A 17,016-nucleotide genomic window follows, 5' to 3' on the forward strand; every position below is an offset into this window, starting at 1 on the left:
AGAGGTGTAATTCCTGGTGACTTCCTCGGCGTGTCTCAACGCTTCGAAAATGATTCTGGTTCAGGATAGACACCGGTTGGGACCGCGGAAGTAGACGAAGGAGGCCGTGCCATGCCGATGCCCAGTAAGGGTGACCGGACGTCGCTGACTGTCCGACTGCCGTCGGAGCTGATTGACACGCTCAAGGCGCAGCGAAGCTCGGCTGGCGCGACATCTCTGAGTCAGTACGTCGCTGATCTGATCGCGATTGCCAGCGACCGCGAAGATCTTGCGCGCGAACTGAATCGCGCGCATGAACAGGGGGTCCTGCCCTTGACTGCGTAGCCGTCTCGACCTGAATCGACATTCGGGTCTTAGTCCAACTAAATCTACGCAGCACCTTGAGATGACAAAAACCCCCGGCGTGCGGGCCGAGGGCTTCTGAAGTCAGAGAAGCGAGTGACTAACTCGCGACTCGTTCTGTGCTGCTTTCCCCGAAGGGACTGTCTTGGCGGACATGTCTCAGGGTACATCGTGCCCTGAAGTAGGTACAAGATTGAATGCTCGTGTCGTCCACCCGGATGCGACTGCGGACCGGCTGTGGCGTCGATTCGCACCGGCCATTGCTGCGCGCCGATCGATGCGTCTCTACGACCCGACGACACGTAAATACGTGTCTGCGGGGCCGCTGACGGTCAAAAGGCCGGCACTGCCTTCCGCTGTTCCGCTGTTCTCACGCGAGCGCGCCGGCATCGTTGCCCTGGACTTCGACACCAAACACCATGGCCACGGCTGCGTTGTCGCCGACGTGACGCGTCTGCTGGCCTGGTTGACCGAATGCGGTGGCCGCGCCGTCGTCGATCAATCGACCAGCGGCGGCCGCCACGTGCTGATACCGCTGGCACCGGGAAGAACAGTCACCGCCGACGAGATCCGGCCACTGCTACGTCTTCTTGCAGCGCGACTTCCCACGTTGGACATCACACCGATGACCAACCACAAAACCGGGTGCATCACCGTGCCGGGCTCGCAGTGCAAAGAAGGTGGCTACCGCACCCTCGTCGACCTCGACCCGACTACAGCGGCCGACATCCTGACCGTCGGGTCCGATGCCGGCACACTCCAACGCCTCGAAGCGCTGCTCGGAGGAACGGGCCGTACGGGCACCAGCCCGATCGACACTCACATCCGCGCCGAGACGTCCTCTGAACGCGTCCTCGGCAGCAGCGATGACGCACGGCTGCACCCACGTTTCTGCCGTTCCGCCCCGCCGCCGCGCTGCGTCCTCGACTTCGCCAGCACCGGCCGCATCGACACCCGCCGCTGGCCTTCACGCTCGGAAGCACGCCAATCGGTCATCACCCACGCAGTCCTGGCCGGAGCCAGCGCCACCGACATCCTCACCCGCGTCACTGAGCCTGCATGGGCGGGTGTGCGTGCCGCATACGCCCGCTACGCCGAACCCGAACGCGCCATCCGCCGCGACACTGCCCGCGCCCTCGACTGGGCCGCATCGACACTCTCCGACCCAGTCCGGGATACCGGGCACAAGCAAAGGCACACAGGGGGTACCTACGATCCGGTTCTTCGTTTATGGCTTACCCACGCTCAAACCTGGGTCGCGTCCGAGTTTCTTCATCGCCGGGATCGTTGGACTACTCATGCAGTCGTTCAGGCACTGGCGTGGGCTGCCGCAGTGTCAGGGCAGATAGTGGAAGGTGTGCCCACCGTCGGTGTCGGTGGGCGGTCATTGTCCATCGCCGCTGGCATGCTCCCGGAATCGACGGTGTGGTCCGTTCTGGAGCGGCTGCGGGACATGGAAGGTTCACCGCTGTTGCTGATCGAACGCGGAGTCGGCCAGAACCCCGATCGGTACGCACTAGTGCCCACACATGCGGGTCGAGCGGCGGTAGTCGATACCGTGGCAGGGCCAGCCGAAGTGGAGTCGGTACACCCGGCGTGGAGTGTCATCGGGTGGCGTCACCGCGTCCTCTACGACGCAGTAGTTGCCGCAGCAGAGCCTCTGACGGCGGATGAGTTGTTCACTGCCCTCGGGATGGGACGCACCAGCGGGTACGAGGCTCTGCTGGATCTACGCGTCGCCGGGCTCCTCGCAATCGAGAACACCCACATCGGTATCGGGCCCGTCGAACTAGACGACATCGGCCATCGTCACGGCCTCACCTCGGCCGTTCGTGCCCGCATCGTGCGCCACCGCGCCGAACGCATCGTCTGGCGGGAATGGCTCGCAGCCCGGGAGGAAGCACGCACCCCGCCGGAGCCGGATCGATCAGTGTTCGTGATCGTCGACGATCACCCGGCCGATCCACCCGATCACGACTACATGCTGGCCGTGATGAACACCGGCCCACCGGACCCGTTCTAGCGCACGGTGTGCATCGGCCACGAGTTCAGAGTGATACCGAGCACCGGCCTTGTTCGCTCTACTCGCTCTGGTCCTCCTCCAGCGCGGCTGGATGCTGCCACGCCGGACCGAACTGGACTCTTGGTGCAATGGCGCTGTGTGGATGCTGAATGGTGTGAGCGATTGACGTGCTCGATGTCGATCCAGTCGACGTCCTTGGGTGTTGGGGTCAGATAATCGGTGCGTTGGGTTGGCGGCGGATGAAGTCCGCCATCCCGGGGACGGTGAACGCAACCAGGCCGCGGGCGGGAGACCAGATGAGTCCTTTGCGTATGCAGGAGTCACGGTGCGGTGCCATCGATTGCGGATTCGATCCGAGCGCTTCTGCGAGGGCTGCCGTCCGCGGAGTATCGGTTCCGCTGCGTGCGATCGCCACCAGATAGCGTTTCTCGGCTTCGGTGGCCCGCAGCCACCGTGAGCTGTAGAAGCCGGAATCGAGCGAGGCGTGGCCGGTGTCGACGGCGTCCTCGGCGTCGGCGAGTGTGAACGGGGACTGCTGGGCTGCCTGCCAGAGCTCGTGACCGAACACCTGAAGGAAGTACGGGTAACCGTCGCTCGCCGCGACGACGTAGTCGGTTGCCTCGGCATCGATGTCCTGGTTCAGCCGGGTGATGGGTGTGACGATCGCATCGCGGGCCTGATCGTCGGCGAGCGGACCGATGGTCCTGTAGTCGAACTGGCGCTCGGCGTACGAGCGTGCGTCGGCCAATGCTTGCGCAAGGTTCGGCAGGCCGGCACCGCACACGAAGAACGGCCACTCGCGCTGAGCCGCGCGGTGCTGGGTAGCCAGGATCACCTGCAAGAGCGCCGGTTCGAGTTCCTGCATCTCGTCGATGAACAGCCCCAGCGCGGTGCCGTCCTTGCGGAGTTCCTCGGTGAGATCTTCGACGAGGTCCTCGAATTCGACCCCCAGGCTAGGTTTCTCGGCACCGGATGAGCGAGCGAGCTCGACTCCGACACCGAATGCTGTGGCGGACATCGAGAATTCTTCGGTCAACTGCCGGATCTTGTCCGCGACCGGGCCGGCGAACTGGCGACGCCGTACAGCGCGAGAAATATCTTTGGCGATACGCCTCCGCAGGGCCTCGGCACCTTCCACACTGGTCTGGGCTTCGACCTCGACCACCACCCAGTCGTGGCGGCGAGCCTGGTCCGCCATGGTCGCCAAGAGCGTGGTCTTCCCGACCCCTCGAAGTCCCTGCAGCATCAAACCGCGGTCGTAGCGGCGCTGTTTCGCGCGTGCAATCAACAGGTCGAAGCGTTCGAGCTCGGCAGTGCGTCCGACGAGCTCGGGGGGTCGGGTGCCAGACCCGGGTGTGAAGGGGTTCAGTCCGTACTCCATGCACTCATACTATCTGATTGTATGTATAAGTATCAGACTTAGTCTTATATGGTTATATACATTCCAATAGATCAGCAGTCCGGTGCAGATCCGGGCGTGCTATGGCGACAAGCAGCACCGGGCGCTAGGGCAAGTGCCGCGACGCCTCTACGGTGTCGATGTCGGCCGATGGCATGAAGAGCGGCTACGCGCCGTCAAGATATGTTGACGATCGGCGACCGGGTCTCGAGCCCACGCCTGAGCCTTGAACGTCATCTGTCGCGGTTCTCGGAATCCAGGTGCTGCGCCCACGTTGCGGCAGCGGCGCGGTGTCCGATCTCTTGCTCGACGAGTTGGACGACGACCTAGGTGCCGGATCGTGAGCGTGCCGCATCAAGTGCTGTCGCCGCTGGTGGATGAATCGAGGAGCTGCAGGGTGCGTTGCAGGAGTTGCTCGATGCGGTCCTCGACGTCGTCGACCATGTCCGGTACATCGGCCAACGCCGTGTGGGCGCGTCGACGTGCCTCGACACCCGAGCGGTAGTACCCGGAGTCGAGCTCGACAGAAACTGGCTCAGGCGCGGCGATCGGGTCACTCCGATCGGTACCACCGTCGGTGGGTCTGACGAGGAGGCTGCGCGGGGTGTGCAGTGGCGAAGCCCCGGTGCGGTGCCTGGTGATCACCGCTCCGACCTCGGCGGCGGTCATCGCCGTGACTGGCAAGGGTAGGTGGCCCCACCGGTCGATCGGCACCGCAACCGGACCACTGCGCTGCGGAAGCCCGGTCATATCGGGAAACGTGTTGCGCTGCAGATGTTCTGTAAGCAACGTCGTCGACGGGTAGCGCTCGGAGAACTGCAGGACGGTGTGCCACCGGTGCCATATCGTGGCCGGCTCGACATTGCTGGCGTCGTGGGGGGCGATGCGGATTCGGTGGCGGCCGCCGATCCACACAGTGTCGTCGTCGGTGGTGATGTCGGTGCGGTCGAGTTCGGCAATGGCTTTGTGGGCCAGGCCTGCTCCGGCGAGAACGAGAAGAACGGCGTCGCGGCGACCGAACAGTGCGGTCGTCGATCCGGAGGTCGGCAGTCGGGCCGCGATCGTCTGGTACTGCGCGGCACGCCGGATCGTTCTGTTGCTACGTATCGAGTTCATTGCGATCCGGATCGAGGTGACGCGTCCGGGAGCGGGCTGGCCGGCGTCGAGGTGAGCGCGGTTGATCGCGGAAACCCGGCGCAGCTGGACCGCTTCGCTGGCGGGGTTTTCGGCGAGGAACTCCGCTAGCGTGATCGGCGATGCGGGTAGCGCCTTGACATCGGCCGCAGCGCACCAATCGGCGAACAGTGACCACTGATAGCTGTAACCGCCCACCGTGCTGCCCCGTCTCGGTGTCACAGTGCGACGGTACCGGGCTGAAGGCCGACCGATCAGAGGACAGCCGCCGAGGGCCGTTCCGCCGCGAACGTGGGCGCATGCTCGTCGACGGCATCGCTGTCGACGGTCGATGGTGCAGGTACGCCACAGGCATCGATGTCGGCTTGCGATGAAGCCACAGGACGTAGCCAGTCCTGTGGCTTCATCGTGTGTGCCGTACTCGAGTCTTACTCGGCGAGCTTGGCGATCGACTGCGCCCAGAGGAAGTACTTGTTGCGTCCGAGATCGCCGATGGTCTTGATGTTGAATGCGGCCTTGAGATGCTCGGCATCGCCAGGGCTAACGCCCTGCAGTGCTTCGACGGGTGCGTCGACGAGCTCGGTGAGCGGCTTGTCTTCGTATGCTTTGTCGAGCTTGTCAGCGATTCCAGCCATGGAGGTGCCTCCTTGCGTCTCGGATAGCGGTGCCTGTTCGGCACCGCCACCCGAGGGTACGGAACGCCCGCTAGAAACCGTTGCGCTGCAGAGACTGCGCCTCGGCGAGCGCGTCGAACGCGTTCTTCGAGCCGTGGCCTTGAGAGTCCGTAAAACGGTGGGTACCTGGTGGGATCGTCCGGCGTCGTATCAATTCGTGCGGTGCGAAGAAGATCTGAGATAGCGGACTCGCCGGCGCAGATGGTGGCGAAGTGGGGGTCGACGTCGTTGGCGATGCACCACGCACGATCGGCCGGCCACACAAACGCAGGTAATCGGCAGCTCACCAGAGTCGTCTCGGGCGTCCTTCAACGTCGACACGTCCTCCGCAGTACCTCGGAAGAGGTAACAGGGCCGCTCCGGGATCGAGACTGTCGCGGCCCTGAAGTGGTCGAGGTTTTCGTAGTCCTCCCAGATCAGGAAATAGCACACGTCCGCAGTCGTGGTGAACCGGGCGAGGGCGGAGACAGCGATTCCGAGCTGGGCGATCTCGGGCTGTCCGTCGTTGGCGAGGTTGGTGTCCATTTCGCGCTGACCGTCGTAAGTCGGATCCGGGATGAACCTCAACCGTGCGTAACGCTCGTAACCCGACGGGCCTCGGGTGACCAGATCCCACCCGTCGCGTCTCTGATCGGTCAACCATCGAGCGGGTGAGCCGTCACGACACGGAGTAATGGTCACTTGGACGCCGCCGTCTGCCGACAACGCGCCTGCCCGCACGACACCGGCGAGGGTGAACCGCAACACCAGGTGTTTCGGAGGGTGGTCGCTCCAAGGCAGGCCGCTGCTGCCCGTACCGCCATCTCGGCGCTCTCGCCCTGCCGCAACGTCATTCGACGATGTCCCAGTCCAGTACCCCGTTGTCGACCGCTGCTGTGTGCCAGCCGATCGATATCTGATCGGTCACGGCCAACCTGACGTCGCGAACAAATGCTTCCAAAGACGGCCAGGTTGGCACACCCAGGTGCCCGCCGTCGTCTGATCGGTACGACACACTCCCCCGCATCTCTCCCGAACGGGTGTCGCAATACATCAGATTCGAATCCCATGCTGCGATAGGGACGTACCCCGGTAGGAACAGGTGATCTTCTGCCTCGACGCCCGCCTCGACCAGGTTGTCGACGATCTCGGCGTAGGTCCCGTCGTACATATCTGGTTCTGTTGCAACGATATCCGCCATGACTTCAACCATGTCGGAATGCCGCTGAGGTATCTCCACGACCTGCAGCAAACGTCCAGCCGGAACGACGAGTCCCGCGCCGCCGACCTCCTTCTGCCCGTCGTGAAGGCCGAAGAACTCGCGAAGCTCGTCCGGCCACGGAACCGTCGCCGCCTCGGCCCGTTTCACCGCGCTCGTCGACGCGCATGGCCGGAGCGTTCGCGCCGTCACCGGTGCCACGTCCCGCAGCGCAGTCACGAGGAGGTTCCACTCATGAGTCAACGACATTGCCCGACCATACTGCGCAGAGGGATCTTTCGATTATCGCAACGCAGATCGCTTCGCGACAGTGACCGCACCGTCAAGAGATGTTGACGCGAGCACGCCCCGCCACCTTTCGTACTTGTGGGCTGCGCCGCAGTAGTCTGGAGCACACAAGTGGCCGGCGCGCCAGCGATGAATTCGGCTGCGTCAGGGAAGAACAGCTGTGCCTTCGGCGGCAACACATTTCCCGAGGACCCTCAGTGTCAGCACCCATGACTGAACCCCTATGCCCGCCATCGCGTACGCCAGCAACGCGTTAGGTTATCGCCATGATGACGCGAAGGGATCGTCTGTCTGCCGCTTCTGCTGCGGCAGCGGGATCGTTCACCGGGTGTTGGGCGGTGTTGGCAACGCCACCTACCGATTTGCTGGTGGCGGAGCGCGACTCCTCCGTCTCGTCGGCTTTTCTGAATCCAGCGTGGGCAGGGTTTGTTGCGATCCTGGCCGCGCTCGTCGTGATCGGTGTTGCCGCGCAACTCCCCAGGCGAGGTGTCGTAAGCATCGCCGGCCTTCTCGGTTCCCTCGTTCTCCTCTCACCTGCCCTGGTCGATATTTCGACCGTATTGTCGGTGTCGGTGGCAGGACTCGGTGCCGGTCTCCTGCTTGCCGCGTCGGCGCTTTTGGCACAACGACAGCGCGGCACTTTCGTCGCGCTCGTTCTCGGTGCCGCCGCCGGATATCGATTTGGCGAATGGGCAGCACAACAACCGACGGACGAATTTCGATGGTCGGTCGGCCTACCGGGAGACCCGTTCTACCCCGGGCCGGTAGTGCCGGTGATCGTTCTGGTGGCGTGCGCTGTGCTGTTCGCCGGTGTTATTACGCAGACGCTCAGTGACTTTGAACAGCACGCACGACAATGGGGAATTGCAATAGCGGCCCTTGCGGTGTGGGTCGCCTACGTGTTCTTCGGCGACTACACCGCGTCCGTCGGTCAATGGGTCGTCGCTGCCGTTCTCACATTCGCGGTCATAGCCTGTGCCGCGCTTGGTTACGGGCGTGGTGGGGCGTTCATCTGCGCCGGACTCGCGGTGGGGGCCACGTCCGTCGGTTCGATGGCGTGGAACGCATGGTGGCTCGTTCCACTTGCGGCGATCGGCCTGGTAGCAGGTGCCGTGTGTGCGTGGCGGGTGCCGTCGGTCCCCTCGGGCTGCATGGTGTTGGCCTTGATATGCGTTTCAGCCCTGGTGCCGTACTCGACCTTGTCGACGATCGCATACGCGGTGGTTCTTCCTGCTGCCATCGTCTACACACTGCTGTCATCCGGACCCCCGGATGCCACCGTCAGCGCAGCGGGACTGCTACTTCCGACGATGCTGTGCGTATTCAGCCTGTCCGCACCTCCGTTGCAGCCCTACACTTTCGGGTGGACATCAACTACACCCGACGGCGCATCGGTGACCGCATTCGACCCCGGCGCGGTCGGCGCCTTCGCCCCTGTTGCAGTTGTGGTTGCGACCTGCACAGCGTTGCTCGCCGGGGGCATCGCAGTTGGATGCTTGAGGCTGCGCCGCGGTACGCCCGCCGAGTGAACTTTGCCTGGCCAGGCGCAAACCCCCCAAGAGCAGTTGGTGTAGCCCACCGCGAACTACTGGACCATCGGGCCGTCGGTTGATAGTCCAGGAAATTCAACACGCAATGACCGCTCGCGCGGCAATTGCGCGCTCGATGCCGGGCATCCCGTACCACTCGGACTCGCTATAGCTACCTTTCCGTCACGACATGGTTGCGACTCGAACGCACCCGACAGCGGCAGAAGTGCAACTGCAGCGGGTCGTCCCGACATCAACCCGTGCCGGAGCAGCAGAGGCAGTGCCTTCATCCACTACCTTCGCAGCGGGGGTGTTGGGGTGGGAACTCGCGCACCAGTTCGGGATGGCACCCTCGCAGGTACAAGCCGGCGAATGTATGCGCTTCGTCGGCAAGCCAATGCCAGCTTTCCCGCGACCACGTCGCCGCCTCGGCGCGCGCGTCCGCCACGGTCACCACACCGGTGTCAGAGCGCTGAAGGATCACCGAGTCGTCGTCCCAGTCGATCGATGCAGCGCGTACATCGAGGGGTCCGTGGGCGGCGATGATGTCGAGGTCGGCGTCGATCGGAAATGACTCGTGCTGCACCCGCCGCTGAAACTCGTTATCCAGCATCTGGTCCTGAGTCAGTGACGCCACGAACCACCGCCTCTCCGTGCCAGGCGTCGAAGACCGGATCAGCAGCGCCGTCACCGCGCCCACCGACCCCGATCCTGAGTTCGTCACCGGCGCAACCACAATCGCCACGTTGCCGTCGATCAAAACCACCGGCGCTCCGCCCAGACCCACGGATCGATCGGATTCCGCTGACGTTCCGAACGTGTCGTCGTAATCACCCGACAGCAACTGCTCCAGCAGTGGGCCCGTCGCGCGGCGCGCCACAGCCCACCTATCCCCACGCGCGATTGCCTCGACCAGGATGTCGACGTGAGCGACCAGTCCCCCACGACCCGTACGCATAGCGAGCCGGTTCACCGTCACAGTGCGGTCACCGATCTTCGTGTCGCGGTCGCACGTGCTCGTCGACCACAGGACGCGCGGGATCTTCACTGGTGGCGTGTGCCTCGCGGCCGATGACGCCGGCGGTTTCGGGTGAGTGTGCGTACCAGCCGCTAGGAGCGTCCGTATTCCTGGGCGCGCGAACCCCCGACCAGCCGATAGAGCGTGCTTCGGTGAGGATGTCGCGCTCGGCTCCAGCGCGTTCGGCCGGGAACTGGCGCCACCGAGCGAGGATTCCCTCAACGAGTTCGAGAACGGTGACTTCGGGGCCGCTGCCCGGGTGTGCCCGCGGAGCGGCAGGAACATCGCTCCAGATGTGCGCCCCGATCACAGGATGAACGAACCCATCTGCAATACGCGCGGACATCATCCTGCTGTGCGCTCTCGCCCCGGCAGCACCTGCGCCGTCCCCATGATCACCTCCGAGACGGGTGAACAATTCCTCCGCGAGTCGGTACTGTTCTTCGTTGATGCGCGAACCGTCCGCAACGCGCTCATCTCCGGATTTGAACGGTGTGAAACGTGAGAGCACGTCCGCCACCACGTCGGCGGTGTCGGGAGGTATCAACGGCGGCACCAACGTGAGGTCACCGTGCACGGCCGACAGATAGCCCAAGCAAGCGATCGGAAATCTGCTCCAGTCGCTCTCCCCCACCGCTACGGCCGTGGCGGCAAACACGAAGCTGTCGAACAGATCTCGGTGCACCGGCGGTAAGCGACGCATCGCGTTCGCGTCGGCCAACGAGACACCGTCGTAGATGAATTGTTCGAGGACTTGACCCTCTACTTCTTGCAACCACATATGAAAACCCGCGAACTAGGAGGACCGCCAGACGAAGCCGACGGGCGCGGGGTCACCGAACGCCAGTAAACACGCCCCGCACCTCCAGTACAACCCACAAGCCCGAGGAGGCTTGGTGAGGTCGCCCTCGTTAAGTTACCGCACCGTCAAGAGATGTTGACGAAGCTCCTAATCCGCATGTTAACGCTCGAAGCCAGTTGGAAGTCTGGGGCCGAGCGAACCTGGAAGTCCATGTGATGAACGGTTTCTGCCACGTTGTACTCCATGGTGCAGATCACTCAGCAACGTGCTGCCATGAGATCGTCCATTCCAGGATGGAACTGGCGGCACCGCATAAGAGATTTGAGCTTGAAGCCCGGACGTTCCCGATAGCAGGATCCGTCACCAGATGTAGTGCCTTGGTCCGATTCGTTAGGCTACATCTTGGGTTTCTACGGCGTGTCCTGTCCGATGTGTCGGACTGCACAACTAAGATGGGGAACGCAGATATGCCTGAAGCCTCGGGCATATACGCCGAGGCTTCAGGTATTGGTCAATCGTGGTTGATTTCCGACTCTAGAACTCGCGGTGTTCCGTAACAAATCGACGCGCTGCGGTTCCAGATACGTCTCGGTCTGCAAGAGACCTGGATGCGCGAGAATGGAGTCGCCATTATGGCCGCTTCCAAACCGTTGAAACCCGGAACCAGGGCTCCCAACTCGGGGCAGGTCGAGATCGTCGGACCGCGCGGCGGGCGCACTGGGGAAGAGCGCACCACTACGAAGGGCAAGCCGCTGCCTCCTACCCCCAAATCGGGGCAAGGTTACTTGGTCGTCGATCGCACTAAGAACGGTGCAGGCAAAGGCAAGTAGGACCTCGGTTCTGTACGGACACCCGCGTTCTGGAAGGGGCGCGGGTGTCCGGCAAAATGAACGGAAAGAGCAATGGGCTCAAACGAATCGCCGCAGTCGTCGTCGCTTTCCTCCGCCAGTTGGGGGAGGTCCGAGCTTGTGAAAGAACTAGCGAAATTGCCGGAGGGGCAACGCTCGATCCTTGAGCTGCACGATTGGATTCTGACCCTGTTGGACGCGGCCATAACCGCCGCGATGGTATTTGTCGACCCACACGATTTGCGATCCGCGGAGGAGCGCCTCGATTGGCTGATCGAGACGTTCGATCTTCCCGAATCTGGGGATGAGATTGAACGGTTCACGGCTCGTCTGACGGAACTTTCCGAGATGCAGGTTCCGCGGTGGGCTAAGAAGACCGGTACCGACAGTTGGAAGAGATTTCTTCGCCGTTTCATCGGTGCGGCGGCATACGACCGGCTAGCTGCGGCGTTGGTTTCGGACACGACCGTGTTGGCACACGCTCTGCGGCAGTTGATCTCGAAAATACAGCCGTACGCGCTTGCCGTAGATGACTGCGCAATCCTCCTTACCCCGGAGCAGGTAGCGAAGCTAGGTCCGTTTGGAACTGGTCCCACGAATTCGGTCCTGCATCTCGTGCTGACACTTGACGGGGTACTCACGAATGTACTGGAGGCAAATTTCGATTTCAGCTCGATCGCATTCGACCCGAATTTGCCTGGCGAATCCGACCTCGGGGAAATCATCGAGAACCTGCGGCCGCTTCTGTCGGGTGCCACCCGCAAGACGCTCGCCGAGATAAGTGCCAAGCTGAGCCGGAAGCTAGCTGGGGCCTCCACTGCTTTGAACACATCAGAGGATGGAGTCGCGCAGGCCGCTGGCTCGTTGGTGGAGTTGATTGACAGGTTGTTTCGCGAAGCGTTCCCTGATAAGCAAGTTCTGGCCTGGCTGGAGGCTACTGATCGAGCTGCTGGCAGTGATTTCGTGTACATCGACAAGAGTAAGGGCATCAGTAGACCCACTAAGCGGGCTCAGGCTCTTTGTTTCGTACATGGGGGGCAAGTAGCCGAGCGCTCAATATTTCATGAGGTTGCGGCGGCCGGGTTAGTTGTGGCACGCGAAAAGTTGCAGAAGATCAAACATGCAGACACCGGTGACCCCGAGGAACGGGAGATCGTGGAGCGCGCGTTGACTGTAGTGGAAAGTTTCTTGTCTGTGGCAATAGAAATTGGGTGGCTCGGTTTGCCAAGCGAGACGGTGGACGGCCTGAAGCTGCGTCTAGCTGCATAAGCTGCGTGTTGAGGGTTGTTGTCGTCGGTCGTGGCCACATGGTCGGCCGACTCAAGCTGGGGCAGAGCCCGTTCCATACTCAAATACGTAGGGATGGATCCTTTAGAGGGTCGTCCATTTAGCTTTCGAGCAGCTCTCGCAGAGCCTTGCACTCCCATGCATGCCACTCGCGCACCAATGTGTCGCCCGTTTCCAGATCCTTGACCAGCCCGGCGTGGCGCGCAGCGCAAACGACCGGACGCAAGTCCGACGGGTCACTGGGTCAATACTTCGAAGATGCTCGTGCCCGTGATCTTCGATTCTCAGCAGTACTCGCGAAGCAGGCCACCGGAACTCGGCGAGCGTGTGCGTTTCGAACTGTTCTGGAATGACCCGTTCGCCCGCCTGTGGGCAGGGTTGCGACCTGGATGGTCGCTCACCGCGAACCTGACAGCGACGAACGCCGACACGGTCGTCCACCTCGGGTCCACCCCCGAACAGAACACCCGACTGCAACCCGCCACGGCCACATCAGGTGGGCTCCGGTTCGGATACACCTCGACGATCCCCGTACCTGCAACGTTGACGGTCTCCGGAGCACTCCGCGTCACCGCGTTCGACACACCGAACAGGCCACCCGGTGAGCCGCTCACAGCGTGGTCGAACACTGTGGACGAGGACCGCGTCACGACCGGGATCGTGCAGCGACTTCAACTGGTCTCGATTCTGAACGACTTTCGAACCGGCTCACATGTCGGGTGGCACGAACTCGAACGTATCGCCGGCACCGAGTGGTTCTACAACTTGGTCAACCCACCCGAGAGCCTGCACGTCTACCGACCGGCCGAGGAACCCGACGACCGTGCACCGCGCACAGGATTCTCGGTACCGGTGCGAACCGAGATCCTCGTACTCGATCTCGCCGTCGACGACTGAACCGTTCGCGCACTACCCTTCGCCGAAAGATCCTCTGTGCCAGAGACTACTCGGCCAATCGGGTTCTACCGATCATGATCAACCGAGTGGCTGATATGAGACGGTTCGAAACCGCCTCCGACCGTCGGGTCGCCCTCGTCTCCGTCACCACCACGGCACGGCCGCATAATGGTCGGGCGAGTTGATGACTGTTGGATTTCCCAGGAGAGGTAGACGATCTGCCGACCGGCTTGTCAGGTTACGAACCTTCCCGTTGACCGCTCACGCGTGGCCACGTCGGTCCGGCCGCGATCACTGCGATGGTAGACCCGCAGAGAATCAGTACTGCAAAGTTGTCTACGAAAGATGGTGCGACGGTGTCGTAGCTCGGGACGTTACGCTCGAGCTCGGCGATGGGAGTGTGATGTCGTATGGACCCTGTACAAGCGCTACTGCTGTGCCCACGCGGACGGCGCTTCTGCGCGTCTCTCGCCTCGCACCTCGACCCGACGTTCGAACTGCACCAGGTTCTCAATCGCACCGCCCACGGGTACGTCGACTACGGCCCCTCCGGTCTCGGCGCATCAGCCGACGCCCTCGACAGCATCCCTACATCGGCGTTCACGGCGTCGTCCGCATCCGATCTGCTGACCGCATTGATGGAAACGGTTGGCTATGCCCGCTATTGGCAGCCACCGGACGAAATCGACGTCATCCTCGACTCACACGAGCTCGGTCGACCACTCCGGCGGATCGCAGAAGCAATCTCCGCAGCACCACACACCCGGTGGTTCGGATCCCCCGCTGACCTCACCTCCCAGCGATCGGTGTGGTGGTACGACGAGCACTTCGGAGGGTGGGGCACCGTCGAACGCCCGACGACTGCCGCATGGAACGACTGGAAAACCGAACTCATCGAGGAGGAGAACCGCGCGGCTCGGGATCGACCGTCAGACCCGGCAGCACCGTACAGCGGATTCTGGTGGTCGACACCCATGGCCGCCGGAAGCCCCGAAACCACCCGCGCAACAAACGAAATCCCCGCATTGGCTCTCGACTTCACCGAAGACGACATGGGTTGGGACCGCGCACGAGTTTCACCCGTCGCCGTGGACGGAAACCCACGCATCTACGAAATCACCGAACCTGCAGACTGGGCGCGGTTGGTCGAAGACCATCCCATCGAGGTCACCGCATCCCGTCGACACGATTGGTACAACACGACCGGACGCGCCGGCAGATGGCACATGCCCGACTGGGCATCGGTGGCCGAGCAGTTCGATGCAGTCCACCTCACCGTCTGGGGCTATCTCACGACCGCCGGCAACGCGGTACCGGTGCACCTGCTCGACGGCGACAGTGCCAGCGTCCTGGCCGGTTGGACACCCGACGCCACACACTGGCTCAACCCCGCAGCAATAAGCATCTCCGACAGTCCTACCGAGTACCGACACAACAAAGACGGTCTCTGGACCGAAGCCTCCGCCTGGAGGCTCGACTTCTAGTCCCCTTTGCAGGCCCGCTGAAAGGTTCCTTTCGTCGGATGGGGTTCGCCGTACAGTGCCGCTACGCGCCTTGCGCTCAAGGGCCGCATCACCGAATTCGAGCCGGTTGAGCGAACTCGTTCGAGACTTACTGACCTGCCGAAAGTGGTCGGGCTATGGATACTCGCGTACCAGTTCTGGATGCCTTGCTCGGAGGTACATGCCACCGAAGGTGATGCAATCAGCGGCCAGCCAACTCCACGCCGACCGATCGAAATCGTTCAATTCGGCTACTGCGTCTGCGACCGTGCACGTGACCTTCTCGTCGGACCGAAGGACCACCGTGGGGTCGTCCCAGTCGATGCCAGCTGCTTCGGTGTCGAGTTGTCCGTGCGCTGCGATAGCCGCGAGATCCTCCTCCTCGTCGAACATCCCCAACTGGACCTGTTTTTGAAAATCCCGGTCTGCAACGAGCTCGAAGTTCAGCGCCGCGACCAACCAGAGCCGTGGACTATCGCGCGAGACCAAGACGGCTGTGATCGAAATCGGTCCGGATTCACTCGACGCGGGGATAGACCCGACGACCACAGCAACGCGATCGTCGGCGACAGCAATAGGAACGTCTTCGAGCCAGGGCAGCTCGCCGTGAACATCGACAACGAACACCTCGTCGTACCGCCCGGCCAACAGGTCTCGAAGCAAAGGTCCCGTGCTCTTACGGGCGATCTGCCATCGATCGCGTCGAGCGACCGCTTGAACGAGAGTGGTAACGGCCGCGATGAAAAGCCCCAGGCGTCGGTCTTCCCTGAAACGGTTCTCCATACGCCTCCTCGGTGAATTGTCGAGGTCTGCATCAGCGTCGTCATCGTGCGGCGTAGTCATGGCATCGTGGTGACGTCGAGGTGCATCGTGCCTTCCGAACCGGGATGTTCGATGTACCCGAAGGCCACGAAAGCGTGGTCGACATAATGCAATTCGATGGTCCGTGCGCCGGAGTTGGCTAGTGCGTGGGTGATTGCTTGGACCAGTTTCGTCAGCACAGACCTTGGTGTGTTCGGTACCGATTCGACGACATCGACGACCGCGGTGGTGTCGTCGTCCCATCTTGCTGCCGCGTGGGCGACGAACGGTCTTCCGGCCGCGTTGTTGACGTATGCCTGCAGCCAGGCGGCGAGATGACCGGATGACTGTGCTGCAACGGTTTTGTCAATGTTCAACCCCGCTTCGGCAAGCCAGACTCCGGACTTGTCGTGCTGTGGCACGTTCGCGATGTAGTAGGCGCGATCACGTTGCAGGCCACCCGTGGGCCATGACACATGCAGTGTCCCGTCGCTCATTCGTGTACGTGTGCCCCAGAACAGCAATCCGGTCCGCAAGTTTTCCTGCCAGTTCGCGAAAGTCTCGGAGACCAGGGAGCCGGGTGTATCGGCCGGCGGTCCAGGTAGGTCGTTGACTGATTGAGGTAGCGGTAGTGACAGCGCGAACGTGTTCGGGTTCTTGGCCCAGAGGAAATACACACGGGCAGTGTCGTTTTCGATATGGACGCGCGTGGTACGGAATTTGCTGTCGATCACCCCGCGCATACGAACACGGCGCATCAGATGTCGTGCGGCGTCCCCGGCTGAGGCAGTGAGGTCAGCGGGGTCGAGTCCGGTGAACTCGACCCGCCAGCCCCCATCGGCATCGGTGTTCGGATCCCGAATCTCGCCGGTGTCGAAGAAGGGGCCGACGCGTTCGATGTGCGCTCCCAGAGAAGCGGATTGGGGTCTGATCTTGCGGGCAGAGCAGATGCCATGCCATAGCCTTGGGAAGGCGAAGTTGTCTGGAGCGAGCGTGGGTTCCCCGTCTTGCCCGAGCAGTACCACGTAGATCCGCTGCTTGAACCACATGCGATCGCGCACGCGTTCAGAAGGATGCTCGTCCCTCACCAGTTCGTAGGCGTGGTCGGCCCAACGGTCGCCGAGTAGCGCGCGCGTCCATGCTTCGCTTTCGACCTCGGTGACGGCGTCGAGTAGATCGCTGCGGGCAGCTGCGCGGTCGGGGTACGTTGCCGCGAAGGCCTGTACGTGAATGCGCACTGCTAACGGATTGGATTCTGTAGGAAAGGATCCGAG

16 protein-coding genes are annotated in these 17,016 nt (G+C 62.5%); 6 read left to right on the forward strand and 10 right to left on the reverse strand.

Annotated features, from left to right (window positions below):
• Positions 1 to 111: 111 nt before the first annotated feature.
• Positions 112 to 324 carry a hypothetical protein gene (locus MTX34_RS22290; protein ID WP_032370879.1) on the forward strand — a complete coding sequence of 71 codons (213 nt, stop codon included), beginning with the start codon at positions 112 to 114 and terminating at the stop codon, positions 322 to 324.
• A gap of 211 nt (positions 325 to 535) precedes the next feature.
• Complete coding sequence (locus MTX34_RS22295) at positions 536 to 2,365, forward strand: hypothetical protein (protein ID WP_243597306.1); 1,830 nt, start codon at positions 536 to 538, stop codon at positions 2,363 to 2,365.
• A 208-nt stretch (positions 2,366 to 2,573) separates the two neighbouring features.
• Here MTX34_RS22295 and MTX34_RS22300 read toward each other — a convergent pair whose 3' ends face one another.
• From MTX34_RS22300 to MTX34_RS22320, 6 genes are all read right to left on the reverse strand, one after another.
• The gene (locus tag MTX34_RS22300) at positions 2,574 to 3,746 is read right to left on the reverse strand and encodes an ATP-binding protein (RefSeq protein ID WP_243597307.1); all 1,173 of its coding nucleotides are present in this window, start codon (positions 3,744 to 3,746) and stop codon (positions 2,574 to 2,576) included.
• A gap of 372 nt (positions 3,747 to 4,118) precedes the next feature.
• Positions 4,119 to 5,120, reverse strand: a complete 1,002-nt coding sequence (locus MTX34_RS22305) for a hypothetical protein (RefSeq protein WP_243597308.1) — start codon at positions 5,118 to 5,120, stop codon at positions 4,119 to 4,121.
• 32 nt (positions 5,121 to 5,152) lie between these two features.
• Positions 5,153 to 5,278 (reverse strand): hypothetical protein, encoded by a 126-nt coding sequence (locus MTX34_RS25830; protein WP_269596439.1) that lies wholly within the window; start codon positions 5,276 to 5,278, stop codon positions 5,153 to 5,155.
• 48 nt (positions 5,279 to 5,326) lie between these two features.
• Positions 5,327 to 5,533 carry a hypothetical protein gene (locus tag MTX34_RS22310; RefSeq protein WP_008720325.1) on the reverse strand — a complete coding sequence of 69 codons (207 nt, stop codon included), beginning with the start codon at positions 5,531 to 5,533 and terminating at the stop codon, positions 5,327 to 5,329.
• A 189-nt stretch (positions 5,534 to 5,722) separates the two neighbouring features.
• Entirely contained in the window at positions 5,723 to 6,211 is a 489-nt protein-coding gene (locus MTX34_RS22315) for a hypothetical protein (protein ID WP_243597309.1), read from the reverse strand.
• A 190-nt stretch (positions 6,212 to 6,401) separates the two neighbouring features.
• On the reverse strand, positions 6,402 to 7,019 hold the full coding sequence (locus tag MTX34_RS22320; protein ID WP_243597310.1) for an SMI1/KNR4 family protein: 618 nt from the start codon (positions 7,017 to 7,019) through the stop codon (positions 6,402 to 6,404).
• A gap of 305 nt (positions 7,020 to 7,324) precedes the next feature.
• Between MTX34_RS22320 and MTX34_RS22325 the strand changes: the two genes are divergently transcribed.
• Entirely contained in the window at positions 7,325 to 8,587 is a 1,263-nt protein-coding gene (locus tag MTX34_RS22325; protein ID WP_243597311.1) for a hypothetical protein, read from the forward strand.
• 286 nt (positions 8,588 to 8,873) lie between these two features.
• On the opposite strand, the gene MTX34_RS22330 is transcribed toward MTX34_RS22325, so the two are convergent.
• Positions 8,874 to 9,353, reverse strand: coding sequence for a hypothetical protein (locus MTX34_RS22330; protein ID WP_243610844.1), 480 nt, complete (start codon positions 9,351 to 9,353; stop codon positions 8,874 to 8,876).
• Between the two features lie 220 nt (positions 9,354 to 9,573).
• Entirely contained in the window at positions 9,574 to 10,380 is an 807-nt protein-coding gene (locus tag MTX34_RS22335; RefSeq protein ID WP_243610845.1) for a hypothetical protein, read from the reverse strand.
• A 929-nt stretch (positions 10,381 to 11,309) separates the two neighbouring features.
• On the opposite strand from MTX34_RS22335, the gene MTX34_RS22340 reads away from it, so the two are divergent.
• The 3 genes from MTX34_RS22340 (at position 11,310) to MTX34_RS22350 (ending at position 14,923) form a co-directional block, all read left to right on the forward strand.
• Complete coding sequence (locus MTX34_RS22340) at positions 11,310 to 12,524, forward strand: hypothetical protein (protein ID WP_243610846.1); 1,215 nt, start codon at positions 11,310 to 11,312, stop codon at positions 12,522 to 12,524.
• Positions 12,525 to 12,800: 276 nt separating this feature from the next.
• Positions 12,801 to 13,439, forward strand: a complete 639-nt coding sequence (locus MTX34_RS22345) for a hypothetical protein (protein WP_243610847.1) — start codon at positions 12,801 to 12,803, stop codon at positions 13,437 to 13,439.
• Positions 13,440 to 13,849: 410 nt separating this feature from the next.
• Positions 13,850 to 14,923, forward strand: coding sequence for a hypothetical protein (locus tag MTX34_RS22350; protein ID WP_243597316.1), 1,074 nt, complete (start codon positions 13,850 to 13,852; stop codon positions 14,921 to 14,923).
• 153 nt (positions 14,924 to 15,076) lie between these two features.
• Here the strand turns inward: MTX34_RS22350 and MTX34_RS22355 are convergent, their stop codons facing one another.
• On the reverse strand, positions 15,077 to 15,724 hold the full coding sequence (locus MTX34_RS22355; protein WP_243597317.1) for a hypothetical protein: 648 nt from the start codon (positions 15,722 to 15,724) through the stop codon (positions 15,077 to 15,079).
• Between the two features lie 56 nt (positions 15,725 to 15,780).
• Positions 15,781 to 16,980 carry a hypothetical protein gene (locus tag MTX34_RS22360; protein ID WP_243597318.1) on the reverse strand — a complete coding sequence of 400 codons (1,200 nt, stop codon included), beginning with the start codon at positions 16,978 to 16,980 and terminating at the stop codon, positions 15,781 to 15,783.
• Positions 16,981 to 17,016 lie beyond the last annotated feature (36 nt).

The organism is Rhodococcus sp. ARC_M5, assembly GCF_022810405.1.
Lineage (GTDB): Bacteria > Actinomycetota > Actinomycetes > Mycobacteriales > Mycobacteriaceae > Rhodococcoides > Rhodococcoides navarretei.

What these genes read in the sequence shown, in the direction of transcription:
- MTX34_RS22340 (WP_243610846.1), top strand. Translation starts at nt 11,310, where the DNA reads ATGGGCTCAAACGAATCGCCGCAGTCGTCGTCGCTTTCCTCCGCCAGT.
- MTX34_RS22310 (WP_008720325.1), bottom strand. Translation starts at nt 5,533, where the DNA reads ATGGCTGGAATCGCTGACAAGCTCGACAAAGCATACGAAGACAAGCCG.
- MTX34_RS22300 (WP_243597307.1), bottom strand. Translation starts at nt 3,746, where the DNA reads ATGGAGTACGGACTGAACCCCTTCACACCCGGGTCTGGCACCCGACCC.
- MTX34_RS22320 (WP_243597310.1), bottom strand. Translation starts at nt 7,019, where the DNA reads ATGTCGTTGACTCATGAGTGGAACCTCCTCGTGACTGCGCTGCGGGAC.
- MTX34_RS22290 (WP_032370879.1), top strand. Translation starts at nt 112, where the DNA reads ATGCCGATGCCCAGTAAGGGTGACCGGACGTCGCTGACTGTCCGACTG.
- MTX34_RS22355 (WP_243597317.1), bottom strand. Translation starts at nt 15,724, where the DNA reads ATGGAGAACCGTTTCAGGGAAGACCGACGCCTGGGGCTTTTCATCGCG.
- MTX34_RS22345 (WP_243610847.1), top strand. Translation starts at nt 12,801, where the DNA reads ATGCTCGTGCCCGTGATCTTCGATTCTCAGCAGTACTCGCGAAGCAGG.
- MTX34_RS22350 (WP_243597316.1), top strand. Translation starts at nt 13,850, where the DNA reads ATGGACCCTGTACAAGCGCTACTGCTGTGCCCACGCGGACGGCGCTTC.
- MTX34_RS22325 (WP_243597311.1), top strand. Translation starts at nt 7,325, where the DNA reads ATGATGACGCGAAGGGATCGTCTGTCTGCCGCTTCTGCTGCGGCAGCG.